Raw genomic sequence first — 16,466 nt, forward strand, 5'->3', positions numbered from 1 at the left:
GAACCCGGCCCTGGGATTCAGGGCCGGGTTCTTTGCTGTGCGCGCGACCTCACCGGACTACCGGCGAGTAAGTAGCTTTCGGACAAACTTTGGCTGAGGTTCGTCGGAGTCTGCACGCTTTCTTTACGTGTCTCACACATGTGAGTCCCTGCTGTGAGCTCGACATTTGCACCTGCCGCGCCGCGCAAACGACTTCCCGCTGGACGTCCGGGCGCCGCGGGCAGCGCTTGCCGTGCCCGGCTGACCTGTGGCTAAGTTGGCCGCCGCGTATGCAGCGTGAGGGGCTTGAACCACCCCTGTGGTCGCGCGCGCACATCATTGGTGGCCCCGCGGGGCGTCGCCGCGGGGGAGAGACGGTTCGTCATGCCGTGATGCCGGCTCACTGAAACGCCTACTCGCTCGCTGCTGTCCGGGCTGACCCACTCGCCCCACGCCTCCACGGCGGCCCCACCCACCGTCATCCCTTGCCATGAAGGATGCCCCCTTTGCGATTCAGACCGGGGTTGTTCAACCCCTGCTCACGTAGGTCCACAGCGTTAGGTTCGGCTGTCACGTCCGTCGCGGCCCTGGCCGTTCTCAGTGGCCTGGCCGTTCAGCCCGGCCTGCTCGGCCGGGGCTTCGAAGAGCGCACCGCTCCTGTCGCCGCGTCGGGCGACTCGTACGACGGGTTCGACACCAAGGCGGCTGAGCAGCTGCGCGAGGATCAGTGTGTGGCCGTCGATGCCCTGCGCAAGGGCGGGCCCAATCTGTTCGCCCTCGCGCAGAACTCCATCGGGCTGCCTCCCGACCAGCTCCACCAGAAACTCAAGCGGGACCTCACCGACAACAACTCTCCCCTGCACCAGGCCTCCTACGCGGACAGCGCCAGCAGCGACCAGTGGCTCAAGAAGGCCAATGACCAGGAGTTGGCGTTTGCCAAAACCGTCATGGGCCTGAGCTCCTACCCTGACGAGCCGCCCGGAGAGTTCGAGGTCTTCGACAAGACCGGTCTGGTTCCGTGGTTGTGGCAGTCGTACAGCAAGTCGATCGACTTGTTCTCCCCGTTCTACGAGCCGTCGCCCACCGCTGACGACAAGACGAAGGCCGCCGCGCTCGCGATCGGTGACCCGCAGTACACCTCCGGGGGGACACCGCAGGAACAGCAGGCGTGGAAGGTCTGGAAGAAGAACTCGGGGAAGATCGAGCCCAACGAGTTGTTCGTTCCCAGGGTGTTCGCCGATGACGCTCGTATCTTCCTGGGCTCCGGAGGATTCCCTCGCACGGCCCCGGCCGCGGACACCCCGGAGTACCGCGTCGCGGTCGAGGATCTGAAGGCCCGCTTCGCCTCGTGTTCCTGGCACGCTCCGATCGACCCGAACCGGGTTCTGGGCAAGGAGGTGGCGCAAGCGTCCGCCGAGTGGCAGCAGGAGATCGCCTCGCAGGCCACGCAGCGCCAGCAGATCCTTGGTGCCAACGTCACGGCGACGAAGGCGTTGCAGGAGGGCACGTTCACCCTGGGGCAGGTCCTGGGCCAGTCGTGGCTCGCGGACTACGCCACCCGGTGGCAGGACTACTACTCTGCCGGCGGCCTGGGGTGGATCGGCGACAGCCCTGTAGCGATCCAGGTGCCGGGCGCGGCGGGCAACTGTCTGGACGTCGCGGGCGGCAAGGAAGCCAATGGCACGCCCGTGCAGATCTACACCTGCAACGGCGGCGCGGCCCAGCAGTGGACGCTGGAGGGCAGCGAGGACAACCTCTACTTCCGCAACGTCGGCTCCCAAAGATGCCTGGACGTGGCCGGGAACGCGTCGGCGAACGGCACGAAGATCCAGATCTATGACTGCTACAAGTCCAAGGGGCAGTCGTGGAAGGGCGACGTCCGTGCCACCGCGCCTCTGAAAAGCGTGAGCACGGGCAAGTGCCTGGACCTGAGCGCGTTCACCAAGAGCACGGACGCGCGACTGTGGGACTGCAAGGTCGCCGCCTCACAGAAGTTCCTGATCAAGCCGTCCGGTCACAAGGGCACGGACAGTCCCCTGTATCCGGAGAAGGCCGAGTTCGACAAGGCGAAGAAGGTCGTCACCGACGCCCAGGCGGCGGCGAAGAAGTACCTGGCCACGCTCAAGACCCAGCTCGAGAACGCCAAGAAGGCGGCCACCGCCTCCGATACGGCCGAGCAGGCCGCGTACGGCATCGCGGATGCCGCTGGTGCGCCGCGGGGCCGTGGGCTGCTGGTCGGCCAGCAAAAGGCGCAGGTCACCAAGGGGTCGGTGGCGGCGCTGACGGCGATGGTGAAGGCCGCTGAGACCGCCGAGGCGGCGACCCGGGCGTCTGCGGGTGACAGCGCGACCATCGCCCAGCGCGCTCTCGCCCAGGCCGCGCAGTCGAAGGCCGAGTTCCGCAAGGAGGCGGCCCATGCCGCGGAGCTGCAGGCGAAGGCCGCGGCCGACGCGGCGAAGGTGCACCGCGACAACGCCAAGAAGGACAAGGAGACCGCGGAGGCCAAGCTCGCCGAGGCGCTGAAGGCCGAGGGCGACGCCAAGTCGGCCGCCGCCAAGGCCCACGCAGAGCGTCTGGCCGCCGAGGCCGAGGAGAAGACAGCCAAGGCGGAGAAGGAGACCGCCGAGGCCAAGCAGGCCGAGGCAGCCCGGCACAAGCAGGACGCCCAGGCCGAGGCGGCGAACGCCAAGGACGCCAAGGACAAGGCCGAAGCCGCCGAGGCGACCGCGGTCGCGCGCAAGAACGACGCGGTCAAGGCCCGTGACAAGGCCCGCGATCTGCGCGACGACGCCTGGGACGCCGAGCAGAAGGCGGACGCCGCCCGCGCCAAGGCGGACGCCAAGGAGGCGTTCGCCCAGGCCCACGAGTCCGACAGCAACGCCAAGGAGTCCAGAGCGGCAGCGGACGCGGCTGCCGGGCACGCGGATGACGCCGAGGCGGCAGCCGGCCGCGCCCGGGCCTCCGCGGACGCGGCCACCGAGGCAGCGGCCGAGGCGGACGCCGCGGCCACCCGCGCCGAAGCGGCCGCCAAGCGGGCCCGCTCCCACGCGGATGCCGCACACGCCGCCAAGCTGAAGTCCGACGCAGCGGTGAAGACAGCCACCAGCGCCGCGGCGGACGCCATCAAGGCATCCGAGCACGCCTCCTCCGAGGCCAAGACGGCCGTCGAGCTGGCGGACGAGGCGGAGAAGCTGGCCAAGACCGCCAAGTCCCAGGCGGACGAGGCGAACAAGGAGGCCGCCAAGGCCCTGGTCGCCTCGGCGAAGGCCGCAGGCTTCGCCCACGTCACGGCGCAGGCCGCCGTCGACGCGGGCAACGCCGCCGTCCAGGTCGCCAAGCCGGCCAACGACGCGATCGAACTCGGCTCCCCCTACGTCACCACCGACTCGGCCGCCGGCCTGGTCGTGCTGACCGGGCAGGCGTCGAAGTCGCTCGCCGAGCAGCAGCAGGCCGTCGCCGATGCCCACGCCGAGAACGCACAGGCGGAGGCAGCCGCGGCGAAGAACCTCGCCGAGCAGGCGACCGGCGACGCCAAGGCCGCGTACCAGCACGCCGCCAACGCCGCCGGACACGCGGCCACCGCTCGCACCTACTCCAAGGAGGCACTCGGATACGCCGCCGACGCCGCCAAGGCCGCATCCAAGGCGACGGCGTCTCTGGCCCGCACCATCGAGTACAACCGGCAGGCCACCGAGGACGCCGAAGCCGCCGACAAGGCAGCCGGCCGCGCCGAAGGCCACGCCAAGGACGCCCGCGACTCCGCCGACCAGGCAGCGCTCGACGCCGAAGCCGCCCGCACGGCCGCCTCCGAGGCCGAACAGGCCGCGAAGGACGCCCGCGCCGCCGCGGACCGCGCCGACACCGCCGCGACCGAAGCCGAACAAGCGGCCAAGGACGCGCTGAAGTACGCCAAGGAGGCACAGGAAGCCGCGGAGTCCGCGGCACGCAAGCAGGCCAACCAGCAGGTCGCGTCAGGCGCGGGCACCGGCATCGGCGGCACCTGGTACGTCGTCGACGACAGCAGCGTCGAGATCACCGACGCCAAACAGCAGAACGACTGCGTCATCGAGATCGGCTTCGAGGGCTGCACCGTCACGTTCAAGGTCACGTTCAACGCGACAGTCGACTTCTTCCTGTGCACTGATCCCGAGGTGCCGGCCACAGCATCCGGCTGTGCGGCGGCGGACACGATCCTGGTCAAGACCGAGCACCTCACAGGGCTGAAGAAGGATGTCACCCAGTACTTCAGCAAGCTCGACCTGATCAAGCAGACCGTCGTCTACCAGATCCTGAAGGCGGTCCTGGTCCAGGACTTCGTCGACTGCTGGCACGGAAGCGCCAGCGGCTGCGCGTGGGCGGCGAGCAACTTCATCCCCGGCAAGGCGTTCGCCAAGATCGCCGACGCACTCATCGCCCTGGACGCCGCGCTGCGGACCGGCGTGGGCGTTGCCGACGCCTACAAGGCCCTGAAGAACCTGGACATCGACCCCGGTTCGCTGGCGGCCCTCGAGCGGCAGGCCAACATCGTCGAAGACGCCTTGTCGAGCTGCCGCGTCAACAGCTTCCCGGCGGACACCCTTGTGCTGATGGCGGACGGAAGCCGTCGGCAGATCAGCTCGGTTCGAGAGGGCGACCTGGTCCTGGCGACGGATCCCGAGACGGGTGTCCACGCGCCGCAGCCGGTGACGAATACGTTTCGGCACGGCACTCGGCGCCTCGTCGATGTCTCCCTTGCCGGCGGCACCAGCCTGACCAGCACCGCCGGACACCGGATATACGTGGACGGGCGAGGCTGGACGTTCGTCGCCGACCTGCGGACCGGCGATCGGCTGCGCCAGCCGGACGGCACGTCCCGTGTCGTCAGCGCGCTGCGCGACCGGTCAGGTCTGGCACCCCGCGCGGTCTACGACCTGACGGTCGACAAGCTGCACACCTTCTACGTGGGTACGGAGGGGACGGCGGGCGTCCCGACCAGGGATGTCCTGGTCCACAACTGTCTGAACCTGCGCCTGCACGAGGGCGACCGCGGAGCCCACACCATCAAGGACCACGTCGAAACCACTCCGGAGAGGGCGACCAACAAGGCCAAGGCCGATATCGCCAAGAACCCCAACAGCCCTGGTATGACCGGTGTCTGGAAGGATCTGGACACGGCCCAGGCCGCCGTCGACGAGGCGATGAAGAAGTGGCTGACGGGCATGTCCAAGAAGCAGAACGGTGCGAACCGGCAGCGGCTCGACAAGTGGATGAAAGAAACCCCGAAGGATACCGAGAGCCCCACACACCTCCTCTCGTTCGAGGTGACACTCGACGACACAGCGTCTCTGGGGACCGTCTACCACCACACCGGTGACAGCTGGCCGGCCCAGAACATCGTGTCCATCACACTCAAGAGGTCCCCACACAAACCGGGCTACATGGTGTACACCTCGTACCCCAAGGGAAAGAAGCCCACCACGTGACGGCGGAACGGCAGGACATCTGGATCGACTTCGGCCTCAGCGGACTCACCAAGTGGTTCGCCGGCCCCTGGGTCAACGAGGCGACGCCGGAGGAGATCGTCACAGGCGCCGCTGACTGGGGGGACGGCGTCTACGCGGCCACTCTCGTGGAGGATGCTCGTCGTCTGCTGGAGTCACCGCTGCCCACCCGGACGATCGAGCTCCTGTGGCGGGCGGCGATCGGACTTCCGTACGATCCGGACGGCATGTGGCTCGACGGGCGTGCCTGGCTGCGCGACATCGTCCGAATCGCCCTCGATCGAATGCACCGCGCCGAGCCGTCCTTTGCTCCTGCTTCGCCGGCGTCCCCCGTGGACGGGCCACTGAAGCAGGAGGTCCTCGAGGAGATCCGGGAGGTCACGCCGACCGCGGAGGTCGCGGTAGGCGCCGGCGGGGCGGAGGTGATGGCCGCGCTCGAGCAGGTCGTCGTCGAGGTCGATCCCGACCTCGGGTTCCGATTCTTCCTGCGGGTCCTCAAAGCACACCTCGTTCCCGTCACGGCGTCCCAGTACGAGCGCTACCACGAACTCGGTGGGCGCTTCGGCTACCACGAGCTCGTCGTCGACGACGGAACGCTGCAGTCCGTCGACACGGACTGACGCACGGCAGCGCACTGCCCGACCCGGAGAAGGCCCGCACTCCCGCAAGGCCTGCCCGGCGCTCCACAACAAGAACCCGGCCCTGGGATTCAGGGCCGGGTTCTTTGCTGTACCCGCTGCCGGGCGGGGCGGCTCAGCCGCGCCGGTCGGCCACGACCCACGACGCCACGGCCACAGCCCCCGCCACGCCGAACACGGCGGGCCAGGCGCCCACCCTCTTGGCCAGCGGATGAGACCCGGCGAAGGCGGCGATGTACGCGGCCGACAACGCCCCCGCGGCCACCCCGCCGGCCTGCTCCCGCCACTGCCGCGCGGCCGTCGCCCCGGCGACCGCGAGCACGGCCCCGCCAAGCGGCCGCTGCCTGGTCCAACGGGCAACCCCGTACCCGCCGACCAGCCCGCTCGCGGCGACCACCGCGCTGGGAACCCTCGCCATACCTGCCTCCTGCTGTACTCGTGCGGATGCCAAGGCTAGCTCCGCAGGTCGGCGGCCGTTCCCCGGCACCGATCCCGAGCCGGTGGGGCCCGGAACGGGGCGTCAGAAGAGCGTGGGAGCGGGCGGAGCCCACCGGTTGGTGCGCGGCACCGCGCTGGAGACGCCGTAGTCCTTCCTGAGCTGCTCGGGGATCGCGTAGTGCATGACGCGTCCCCGGGTGAGGGTGGACAGCTCCAGCACGCTGGTGAGATGGCCGAGACGGTCCAGGGCCCAGGCGCCGAAGGGGGAGTGGTCCTCGATGCTCTCCAGCACGCCCAGCAGATGCGGCGCGGCCTTCACGACGGTGTCCCACGAGGTGCGCGGCACCTGCAGCCAGTCGGCGCTGGTGTCGCCGACGAGGTAGCGGATGAGGGCGGACACGATCGGGTCGAAGAAAGTGCCGGGCACCACCTCCTCGTAGAGGTCGATCAACTGCCGGGTCAGATGCGTCCCCTCCTCGGAGGGCCCCATGTGCCGGACCATGTACAGGTCGAGGAACCGGCGGGCCTCCTCCAGGGTGTGGGGCACCGCGTCCTGGTCGACGCCGAGCATCGCGCCGACGACGCGCCACGCGTAGTAGTAGGCGTCCGCGCCCTCCTCCGACATGTGGATGCCGAGGCGGTGCAGGCTGTCCAGGACGAGCATGGAGAAGAACATCTGCCCGCCGATCATGTCCTCCTGACAGATCGGTGTCCCAAGGGCCTCGGTGTCCCAGCGGTTCTCGCGGACGAGGTGATGGCGGATGGACGCGTGCAGAAGGCGCACCTTCTGGGCTGCCGGGACAAAGCGACCGCCGGCCTCGAAGGCGTCGGGCTGCATCAGATAGACCGTGAACTGCCCGGTCTCCGCCATCCGCTTGGAGGGGTACTTCAGCCCGTGCGTCGCCGACAGCAGCTTCGCCACATGCGGGACGAGGTAGCAGGCGGGCATGGAGGCGAAGGACAGCGCGGTGGAGATGTGCACGTTGTTGTCGATGAAGAAGAGCCGGGCCTTCTCCATCTCCCCCCAGTCCACCCAGGCCGGAGGGGTGCGGGTGCTCTCCAGATACTCGCGGGCGACATCGGGCAACCCGTCCGGCAGGGGAGCGCCGGCCGAGGAGACGTACCGCATCAAGGTGTTGAACTTGCCCACCTCCCCGCGTTCGAAGAGCGTGGCGACGGTGGCGTCGGCGAGTTCGTCACCGGCCTGCCGCAGCGCGTCCATCGATGCCTCGGTTGCCTCGGTTGCCTCGGTTGCCTCGGTTGCCTCGGTCCAGGTCATGGCAGGGCTCCTTGTCATCCACTTGTGCCATCCACTCGCCGCCGCCCCGGTAAGGCGGCCGGTCAGAACAGCCGGACCGCCGCCGAATGCGCGAGCGCGGTCAGCGCGGCGGCGGAGGGCGTCGGCACATCCAGCCCGTGGAGGGCATCGAGCGCCTCCTCGACCCGCGCGCTGATCATGTCCTCGATACGGTCGGGCGCCTTCAGCCGGCACATCACCTCCCGTACGGCGTCCAGCTCCCGCGCGTCCAGCCCCTCCGAGTCCAGGTCGTCCCGGCCCAGCAGGGCACGCAGCAACTCCCGCTCCTCCACCCCGGCCAGCCGCCATGTCTCCGCCAGCAGGGCCGTGGGCCGCCGCCCGCGCACATCGTCGGCGTTGGCCTTGCCGGTGTGGTCCGGGTCCCCGAACAGGCCGAGCAGATCGTCCCGGAGCTGGAACGCCTCGCCCAGCGGCAGCCCGTACGCGGAGTAGCCCTCGCGCAGCCGCGAGCCCGCTCCGGCCAGGACGCCGCCGATGAGCAGGGGCTGCTCGACGGTGTACTTGGCGGTCTTGTACCGGATCACTTTCAGTGAGACAGCCGTGTCCGGACCGGCCCCGGTGCGCAGGATCTCGAGACACTCGCCCGCGATCAGCTCGCGGGCCATCAGCGACCACAACGGCCGCGCCCGGACGAGATACGCGGCGGGCAGCCCACTGGTGGCGAACAACTGCCCGGCCAGCGCCATCAGCAGATCACCCACCAGCATCGCCAGCGACCGGGCGGCGGCATCGGCGTCCGGCCGGCTCCCGACAGCACCCCGCAGCGCGACATGCACCGTCGGCCGCCCGTGCCGCAGCGGACTGTCGTCGATCAGGTCGTCGTGCACCACGGCCGCGGCATGCACCAGCTCCATGGAGGCCGCCGCCCGCACCAGCGCGTCACTGTCCGGCTGCCCCGCCGCACGCCACCCCCAGTAGCAGAAGGCCGCCCGCAGCCGCTTGCCGTCCGCGACCGCCGCCTCCAGGCTCTCGGCCACACCCGCGAGCACCGGATCGATCGCGGCGAACGCATCGGCCTCCTCGGCGACGAACCCCCGCAGCACCTCGTCGACACGGACCTTGAACGCGGCCGGCTCCCACCGGTCAGACCCCACCGGCGGCCTTCCGGGCCTGGGCGTGCCGGGCGAGAATCTCCAGGTGGGCGGGCGGCACGGCCGCGTACCGGTCCAACGCCAGCCGCCCCCGCGCCACCAGCTCGTGCTCGGCCTCCGCCGCCAGCTCCGCGCCATCGGAACGGCGCAGCAACCCCCGTACCGTCCCCACGGCCGACCCGACCGTACTCACCGCCAGATCGGCCAGCCCTGCCGCCAGCAACACGGCCTGCCCCTCCAGGCCACGGCAACGTTCCGCTTCTCGCGTCATGTCATCCCCCACCCGACGATGAACATCCGGGCAGCACTGGTCATGCGCCGCCCCTTCGAGCATCGACTCCCGCGAGCCGCGAGGGCGGAGGAACTCACGATCGAGTGACGTAACCGTCCGGCCGTACGAATCGCGGCTGGGCGGCCCTCCGGAGGGGGCGCCCCCGCCCCCTGTCAAACGACTGGCGGCAACCGCCGTGGACGAACAGGCTGGCCCGACCCACGCCGCTCAAGGAGGGCCAGTTGAAGACCGCCCGCACCACCTCCACGACCCTCACCACCCCGGACGGCACCCGCATCGCCTACCGGGACCACCGCCCCGCGCGGGAATCCGCCGCCCCCTTCCTCCTCCTGCACGGCCTGGCCGGCCACCAGGGCGAGTGGGACGCGGTCGCCGCCCGGCTCCTCTCCGACGGCCACCGCGTGGTGACGTACGACGCCCGAGGCCACGGCGCCAGCACCCGCACCCCCACGACCACGACCCGCGCGGCCCACGTCCAGGACGCCGTGACCCTGATCGAGGAACTGGCCCTGGCCCCCGTAACCCTTCTCGGCCAGTCCCTCGGCGGCCATACGGCGATGCTGCTGGCCGCCTCCCACCCCCACCTGGTCAGGTCCCTGATCCTGGTCGAAGCGGGCCCGGCGGGCCCGACCCCGGAACTCCCCGCATGGATCGCGACCTGGCTGGACAACTGGCCGACACCGTTCGCGTCACTGGAGGCCGCGGAGGCCTTCCTGGGCCACGAGGCCTGGACGAGAACCCTGGAACAGCGAGAAGACGGCTGGCACCCCACCTTCGACCGCGCCACGCTCATCTCAACGGTCGCCGAACTGGCCACCACCGCCTACTGGCCCCAGTGGTCCCGGATCACCTGCCCCACCCTCCTCGTCCAGGGCGAACACGGCACCATGCGCCCCGACGAGCCCACCACCATGCTCACCCACCGCCCCACCACCCACCTCACCCGCATCCCGGACGCCTCCCACGACGTCCACCTGGACCAGCCGGACCGCCTTCACGAGGCGATCTCCTCCTGGGAATCCGGCCGTTGACCTCAACCAAGGTCGAGGTCCTACGTTGATCGCGTCCAGGCAACCACGAGAGGGCGAGGCCACCGATGAGCACCGACACCACCACGGACACCAAGGAGTACAGCCACGACGAACTGGCCGCCCAGCCGATCGGCGCATGGACGGGCATGGCCTACCGCAGGGTCGTAGGAGCCCTCCGCGCCCAACTGGCGGTCGAGGACCTCACCCAGCCCCACTGGTGGACCCTCAACCACGCCGCCGGCACCCCCGCCACCTGGACCCGCCCCACCCTGACCCGACGCCTGCTCCCGTACGACGACGCCGGCACCGACTTCGACGCGGTCTACGACGACCTGGTCACCCGCGGCTGGCTCACCGAGGACGCCACCACCGGCACCATGACCCTCACCGATACGGGCGAGGCGGCCCGCCTCCGCGCCAAGGCCCGCAACCTCCGCGTCCACCACCAGACCCACGAGCACATCGACCCGGCCGACTTCGTCACCACGATCAACGTCCTGCGCCGGATCGTCGCCAACCTCGGCGGCGACGGAAACCTCCCCGACGCCGAAAAATAGTTCGACAGCCCCCGCCACCCCGACCATCCTGCGGAGCGCGACCACACGCCGACGTCCGCACCCACGGGGGAGAACCGTTGCAACCCTTGAACCCGACCATCCGCCACATCACCTTCGACTGCACGGGAGAGCCCTACGAACTCGCCCGCTTCTGGTCCGACCTGCTCGGCCACCCGATCTCCGACATCGACAAACCCGGCGACTCGGAGGTACTCATCGAGGACCCGAACGGCCCCGGCCTGCTCTTCATTCGCGTAGAAGAGGGCAAGGCAACCAAGAACCGGATCCACTTCGACCTCAAACCCAGGGGCCGCACCCGCACCGCCGAGGTCGAACGCGCCCTCACCCTCGGCGCCACCCAACTGGCCGACCACACCCGCCCCGACGGCAAGGGCTGGGTGGTCATGGCGGACCCGGAGGGCAACGAGTTCTGCATCGAGCGCGGCGAGCTGGGCTGACGCGCGGAAACCAATCGCACCCGGTCACGAGGCACTGCCACGCTCACCTCATGGACGGAACAGAAGCCGCGCAGGAACCCACCACCCCGCCCTCCCTCCTGCTCATAGGAGGCCGGGCCGGCGTAGGAAAGACGACGGTGGCGTGGGAGGTGGCAGCACAACTCCGCGCCGCCGACATCTCCCACGCCATCATCGAGGGCGACTTCATGGGGCAGATCCATCCGCCCCCGCAGCACGACCCCCACCTCTCGGCGATCACAGAGCGCAACCTCACAGCGATCTGGACGAACTACGCCCAACTCGGCTGCCACCGCCTGATCTACACCAACACCCTCAGCATCCTCCCCGAGACGGCCCCCACCTTCCACCGAGCCCTGGGCCCGGACGTCCACATCACCCGAGTCCTCCTCACCGCCACCGACACCACGACCCACCAACGCCTGACAGCCCGGGAACTGGGCTCGGAACTGAACAAGGAACTCCAAAGCAGCGCCCGCAAGGCCCGCCTCCTGGAGGAACGGTCCCCGTCCGACACGGTACGAGTACGAACCGACGGCCGACGGGTCGCCGACATCGCCCACGAAGTCCTGACGGCAACCGGCTGGGCCGGGCCCGCCCACGCTGGATCAGGACCATCGGCCTGAGACGACCAACGGCCCCCTCACGGCCAGCCGCCCCGCTCCACAAACCGCAACCCGGCCACGGCGCAGCACCCCTCCCCACGGTCCCCGCCGCCCCACCCCTGGGCCGCCCGGCCGGGCAATCCGCCCCGGAACCGCCAACCTCGGAAGAACCGGGCGGCCGTGAGAACTTCCTGGCTAACCAGCAGCCCGAGGCGCCACGACGAGGCAAGATCTAGTTCTCGGCGAGCAATGCCCTGCGCGCCGCCGCCTGAAAGGCGCTTCCCGGCGCGCGCTTCGCTTCAACCGCCCGCATGTACCGCGCGTCGAACGCTTCCAGGCGGCCCGTGCCGGCTTGGAGCGCAGCCTCATGCCAAGCCGTCCCAGCCATGTCCAAGTCGTACATCGCTCGTCGCAGAACATCGGCCGCGTCAGCCACGAATGCGGGTCCTACGACCGCGACTTCAGCCGCCGCGGAACTGAAGGGAGCCCATGCCGCATGGGCACCGGTCGCAGGCTCACGCCACTGCTCCTCCGTACTGCCGTCGAGGCGCAGAGTCGCTGCTAACTTCCACCAAGCCGCGGACACTTGCTTCGAGGTGCTGATGCACGTGCTGTAGGCATCGCGGCGCGCCTGCTCCAGGTTGTGTTCTCGATCGATCTGCCGCTGCCGTCTCTGGTGAAACCCCTGGCTCATGGCCGTGACCAACCCGCCCCCAACGCCTCCAAGGGTGCCGATCGCTGCGCCGATGACGGCTGCCATTCCTGCGTCCATGGCACGGCATTAGACCGCAGGGGAAGAAGCCGGGAGGCCAGATCTCGCAACCGCCCGCATCCACACGACAGGCTTTGTCCGCCCGAGCGCTCAGCCTGCAGTACCACCGTGCTTCACGGTCTGGACGAAGGAGCGCCAAGCATCACTTCCCACAGCGATCACACGCGATGCCGCGACCTTTGAGTCACGGACAAAGGCACCGTCCTCGATGAGCGCACACTCGACGCACTCGCCTCCGGCGCCGTTGCTGTAGGACGACGTGAACCACATCGGACGGCTACTTTCGCTGGATCCTTCTATGTTCACCGGGCGTAATCCTTCAAGATCGACTCGATCAACTGGTTCGAGCGCTGAGGACTCGAGGCTGCGGCCCGTAGACCGTCGAACGCCTTTGTGTACTCACGGACATGATGCTCGCCCTCCAAGTACATGGCATCCGTGATGCCGTCCCGATACACGAGGTCCGGATCTTCCGGGGCCGGGAAGCCCAGCAGGGTGAACGAACCGGTGGCCGGATAGGTCCCTGAGTCGAACGGAAGGACCTGCAAGGTCACGGTCGGCAGATCGGCCGCCTCCCGGACGCGTTCCAACTGCTCTCGCATCAGCGCGCGGTCCCCGATGACGTGCCGCAACGCGCCCTCGTTCACGACGAACCAGGCGTCAGGGGCATCCGAACGCCGCAGCATGGCTTGGCGTTCCATGCGCACCTGTACCGCCTTGGTGATGTCCTCGGCGGACATGTGCGCGCCGGTCTTGTGGAGTTCGGACGCGTACACATCGGTCTGCATGAGGCCGGGTACGAGTTCGCACTGGTACTGGCGGAAGGTGGAAGCGTCCTGTTCGAGACCGATGTAGATGTTGAACCACTCGGGGACGCCGGCACCGTGGGTCTGCCACCAGCCGCGCACCTTTGCCTGCCGGGCCAGCGACTTGAGGAACTCGCGCAGTTCGTCGCTCGTGCCGTAGAAGCGACACAGGGCATCGATGTCCGACGGCTGGATGCGCCCGCTGCCCGTTTCCATCCGGTTGACCTTGGAGCCGCTCCAGTCCAGAGCCGCACCGACCTGGGCGCAGGTGAGGGTGCTCGTCTCGCGGAGCTTCTTCAGCTCGATCGAGAGACGGCGACGACGTGCCGTCGGTGAACCGGCCATCCCAACCTTCTTCCAAATAGCGGGCGTTCAGTCTTGCGCCAAGGGATGTGCTTGCCAATCACACGGAAGTGGGAATCCCGCCGTGCACATTGCACGACGGGATGCGTTCCCAGCACTCTTGTCACCAACACAACTCAGCGTGAGCATCCGTGACGCTGTGCCGCTGATGCGGTGTCCACCGCGACGAGAGGGGTCCACGTGAGCCAGGGAGCATGTATGTCGCGCAAGCCGTGGGAGCTCGCCTTCACAGCCGAACCCGTGGAGGTGGCTGGCCTACGACGGATCTTGCGGCTGCAACTGGGGATGTGGGGGCTGCACGACGTCGTCGACGAAGCCCAACTGTGCGTGAGTGAGTTGGTGGCCAACGTGATCACCCACGTCGGCACCGGTACCCCCGCGACCCTGGCTGTCTCCATGAAAGGCACGCACTTGCGCATCGAGGTGCATGACCCCGATACCCGCGCGCTGCCCGTTCTCCGCGATGCGAGCACAGACGCCGAGGAGGGGCGGGGCATGGCACTGGTAGAGGCCGTTGCCGATCGCTGGGGTGTGCTACTGGGCCCGGATCGAAAGGTCACCTGGTGCGAGTTGGCCACCAAGCTGACCGTGCCCGGCGGTCACGTCAGAACTCCCGGTGTGGCGCGGGCCGAGGCCCTCCTTGATTCCTACGCCGCACCGCAGGCACCACTCGGAGCAGGAACGCGCAGGATGACGTCGGCCGTGGCGGAGGACACGGCGATCGCGGCGATCGCCGACTTTCTCCACTGGTTCCGAGCTCACGGCCGAGACGCGGACGACATGCTCGATCGGGCGCAGATGCGCTTCGAGGCGGAGCATGGTGCTCTGCGTCAAGCGACCTGATGCATCACGCGGGGACCGGGATGGTCGTCTTGATGCCCTGTCTTCGTTGGGGGAGGCCTGCTACTGCGTTAGTCGTGCGGTCTACGACACTCAGTGTGCTGAGGCGTTGAACGCGCGCACCTGGCCACTCAGCTCCAGCAGCCCTTCGACGCGGAAGGTCGGCAGTTCCCTGGCCTCCGTGCTGCCCCACTGAATGGTGGCCCATGGCCCACGATGCACGAGTGCTGTGTGCATGCCCGCCTGCATGGCCGGCGTGATGTCGTTGTCGCACCGATCACCGACGTACAGAATCTCGCCGACCTCGAAGGGCACGGCCTCGGCTACCCGCTTGAAGAACTCGGGGTCGGGCTTGCTGGCGCCCCAGTCGTCGGACGTACCGATCAGGTCGACGTCGTCGGAGAACAGCTCCCGCAGGATCCCTCCGGCCCGTACGGTCTGGTTCCCGGCGATGCCGAGCCACAGTCCGTCGGCTCGGAGCTGCTGAAGCGCCGGCCGGACGTCCTCGTACAGATCCTCTTCCCCAAAGCTCTCCGGCTGCCCGGCAGCCGCCCGCTTCTCCCGCTCCTCGTAGAGATCGAACCCGGGCCGGAACGCTTGGAACGTCTCCCGGTAGTCCCGGCCCTGGGCGATCACGCCCCCGAACATCGCATGGAACGTGTGCCGCGGTACGCCCAGCCAGTCGGCCCAAGTGCCGTACTCCCGGGTCTCGTCCACGAGGCACTCACCTACGTCGAAGACCACTGCGCGAATCATAGGGAAAGACTATCCAAGCGTTGCCCTAGCCGAACGAGTCAGGATCGCTGGGAAGTGGATATCTCAGAGCTCGAAGGTATGGCGAAGTAGGGTTCGGGCCATTCGACGGAACCGTCTACGTCGGCTTGAGCCACGTGCTGCAGGAGCAGCGACGTGGGATTCCGAATATCGCGGTCGTCGTCACCGACTAGGAGGGGCGCCGTCGTGGGGATCGATGGGTACTCGACGCCCAGCAGCTTGCATATGTGCTCGAAATCCTCGTTCTTGTTTCCGTCGCCGAGGTTTCCGTTGAGGTAGTCGCGGAGGCGTGAGCAGATATCGAGCATCGCATGTCCGCTATCAGTCACGCTGTACTGGCCCCCTTGCGGGCTGTCGCTCGATAGGAACCCTATGATGAAGAGTCGTTCCGTTTCGAACTGGAGCGCGTTCAGATTGACGTCCAGAGCTTTAGCTGTGTGTCGATCGTTGCGATAGCCCTGCTTCTTGACGTGCGACAGGATCCTGAGGGGGAGGCCGGGGCGCTTTGATGACGCGAAGCGGGTCACATCCGCGGAGGTAATGCCTCCTAGGGCTACTTGGAGGAGGAGGTCCTTCGTGATCTCCTCTTTCAAGAGGTTGTGGACGGTCGTGCGGGAACCTTCGTCGTCCGCGTCGAAGTCGGCCGGCACCCAGAAGACACGCAAGCGAGACAGGCTCTCGGGCATGGTGCGCAGATAGTCCTGTGTTACCTCGGCGAGGCGCGCACGGCTACGGCTCTGGTGTCGAGCGATGTATACCGCCGCTGCGATGTCCTGCTCATGGAGGAGCGTTCTGAGGTCCTTGTCGATGCCGTCCCCGTCGTGCTTCCAGAGAGTTTGCCCCGCAACTACTTTTGACCAGTCCTTCTTCAGGTCGCAGGAGAAGTCAAAGCGCTTACGTTGGCCTTCTGTATAGCCAAACAGTGTTGAGTTCGAGGCGCTGTCCATGATCTGGAGAGCTGTGTCTGAGAGGAAAATGTGCTCCGGTGACTCTGCCATGATTGCTC

At 68.3% G+C, this 16,466-nt stretch carries 16 protein-coding genes; 7 read left to right on the forward strand and 9 right to left on the reverse strand.

From position 1 onward, the window contains the following. Positions 1 to 476: 476 nt before the first annotated feature. Positions 477 to 5,441: a ricin-type beta-trefoil lectin domain protein gene (locus KJK29_RS23625; protein WP_215121126.1), complete on the forward strand. Its 4,965-nt coding sequence runs from the start codon at positions 477 to 479 to the stop codon at positions 5,439 to 5,441. Further along, entirely contained in the window at positions 5,438 to 6,079 is a 642-nt protein-coding gene (locus tag KJK29_RS23630) for a hypothetical protein (RefSeq protein WP_251057917.1), read from the forward strand. The genes KJK29_RS23625 and KJK29_RS23630 overlap by 4 nt, the downstream gene beginning before the upstream one ends. 133 nt (positions 6,080 to 6,212) lie before the next feature. On the opposite strand, the gene KJK29_RS23635 is transcribed toward KJK29_RS23630, so the two are convergent. From KJK29_RS23635 to KJK29_RS23650, 4 genes are all read right to left on the reverse strand, one after another. Further along, positions 6,213 to 6,515 (reverse strand): hypothetical protein, encoded by a 303-nt coding sequence (locus KJK29_RS23635; RefSeq protein ID WP_215121127.1) that lies wholly within the window; start codon positions 6,513 to 6,515, stop codon positions 6,213 to 6,215. A 102-nt stretch (positions 6,516 to 6,617) separates the two neighbouring features. Continuing rightward, a complete protein-coding gene (locus KJK29_RS23640; RefSeq protein ID WP_215121128.1) occupies positions 6,618 to 7,814 on the reverse strand; it encodes an oxygenase MpaB family protein in 1,197 nt (398 codons plus the stop codon). 62 nt (positions 7,815 to 7,876) lie between these two features. Beyond that, on the reverse strand, positions 7,877 to 8,947 hold the full coding sequence (locus KJK29_RS23645) for a polyprenyl synthetase family protein (protein WP_215121129.1): 1,071 nt from the start codon (positions 8,945 to 8,947) through the stop codon (positions 7,877 to 7,879). Then, positions 8,937 to 9,215, reverse strand: coding sequence for a polyprenyl synthetase (locus KJK29_RS23650; protein WP_215121130.1), 279 nt, complete (start codon positions 9,213 to 9,215; stop codon positions 8,937 to 8,939). Before KJK29_RS23650 ends, KJK29_RS23645 begins: the two co-directional genes overlap by 11 nt. Before the next feature lie 242 nt (positions 9,216 to 9,457). On the opposite strand from KJK29_RS23650, the gene KJK29_RS23655 reads away from it, so the two are divergent. The 4 genes from KJK29_RS23655 to KJK29_RS23670 all read left to right on the forward strand — a co-directional run bounded on the left by KJK29_RS23655 (position 9,458) and on the right by KJK29_RS23670 (position 11,926). Then, the gene (locus KJK29_RS23655) at positions 9,458 to 10,267 is read left to right on the forward strand and encodes an alpha/beta fold hydrolase (RefSeq protein WP_215121131.1); all 810 of its coding nucleotides are present in this window, start codon (positions 9,458 to 9,460) and stop codon (positions 10,265 to 10,267) included. A gap of 65 nt (positions 10,268 to 10,332) precedes the next feature. Next, complete coding sequence (locus KJK29_RS23660; RefSeq protein ID WP_215121132.1) at positions 10,333 to 10,824, forward strand: MarR family transcriptional regulator; 492 nt, start codon at positions 10,333 to 10,335, stop codon at positions 10,822 to 10,824. A gap of 86 nt (positions 10,825 to 10,910) precedes the next feature. Then, positions 10,911 to 11,282, forward strand: a complete 372-nt coding sequence (locus tag KJK29_RS23665) for a VOC family protein (RefSeq protein ID WP_215121133.1) — start codon at positions 10,911 to 10,913, stop codon at positions 11,280 to 11,282. Positions 11,283 to 11,332: 50 nt separating this feature from the next. Then, on the forward strand, positions 11,333 to 11,926 hold the full coding sequence (locus KJK29_RS23670; protein ID WP_215121134.1) for an AAA family ATPase: 594 nt from the start codon (positions 11,333 to 11,335) through the stop codon (positions 11,924 to 11,926). A gap of 211 nt (positions 11,927 to 12,137) precedes the next feature. On the opposite strand, the gene KJK29_RS23675 is transcribed toward KJK29_RS23670, so the two are convergent. The 3 genes from KJK29_RS23675 to KJK29_RS23685 form a co-directional block, all read right to left on the reverse strand. Continuing rightward, on the reverse strand, positions 12,138 to 12,665 hold the full coding sequence (locus KJK29_RS23675) for a hypothetical protein (RefSeq protein WP_215121135.1): 528 nt from the start codon (positions 12,663 to 12,665) through the stop codon (positions 12,138 to 12,140). A 102-nt stretch (positions 12,666 to 12,767) separates the two neighbouring features. Beyond that, a complete protein-coding gene (locus tag KJK29_RS23680) occupies positions 12,768 to 12,947 on the reverse strand; it encodes a DUF397 domain-containing protein (RefSeq protein ID WP_215124431.1) in 180 nt (59 codons plus the stop codon). Positions 12,948 to 12,979: 32 nt separating this feature from the next. Next, the gene (locus KJK29_RS23685) at positions 12,980 to 13,828 is read right to left on the reverse strand and encodes a helix-turn-helix domain-containing protein (RefSeq protein ID WP_215121136.1); all 849 of its coding nucleotides are present in this window, start codon (positions 13,826 to 13,828) and stop codon (positions 12,980 to 12,982) included. A 216-nt stretch (positions 13,829 to 14,044) separates the two neighbouring features. Here KJK29_RS23685 and KJK29_RS23690 point away from each other — a divergent pair, with 216 nt between their 5' ends. Continuing rightward, positions 14,045 to 14,689: an ATP-binding protein gene (locus KJK29_RS23690; RefSeq protein WP_215121137.1), complete on the forward strand. Its 645-nt coding sequence runs from the start codon at positions 14,045 to 14,047 to the stop codon at positions 14,687 to 14,689. Positions 14,690 to 14,779: 90 nt separating this feature from the next. On the opposite strand, the gene KJK29_RS23695 is transcribed toward KJK29_RS23690, so the two are convergent. Next, the gene (locus KJK29_RS23695) at positions 14,780 to 15,442 is read right to left on the reverse strand and encodes an HAD family hydrolase (protein ID WP_215121138.1); all 663 of its coding nucleotides are present in this window, start codon (positions 15,440 to 15,442) and stop codon (positions 14,780 to 14,782) included. 38 nt (positions 15,443 to 15,480) lie between these two features. Then, complete coding sequence (locus tag KJK29_RS23700; RefSeq protein ID WP_215121139.1) at positions 15,481 to 16,458, reverse strand: hypothetical protein; 978 nt, start codon at positions 16,456 to 16,458, stop codon at positions 15,481 to 15,483. Positions 16,459 to 16,466 lie beyond the last annotated feature (8 nt).

It is taken from the genome of Streptomyces koelreuteriae (assembly GCF_018604545.1).
GTDB classification, from domain to species: domain Bacteria; phylum Actinomycetota; class Actinomycetes; order Streptomycetales; family Streptomycetaceae; genus Streptomyces; species Streptomyces koelreuteriae.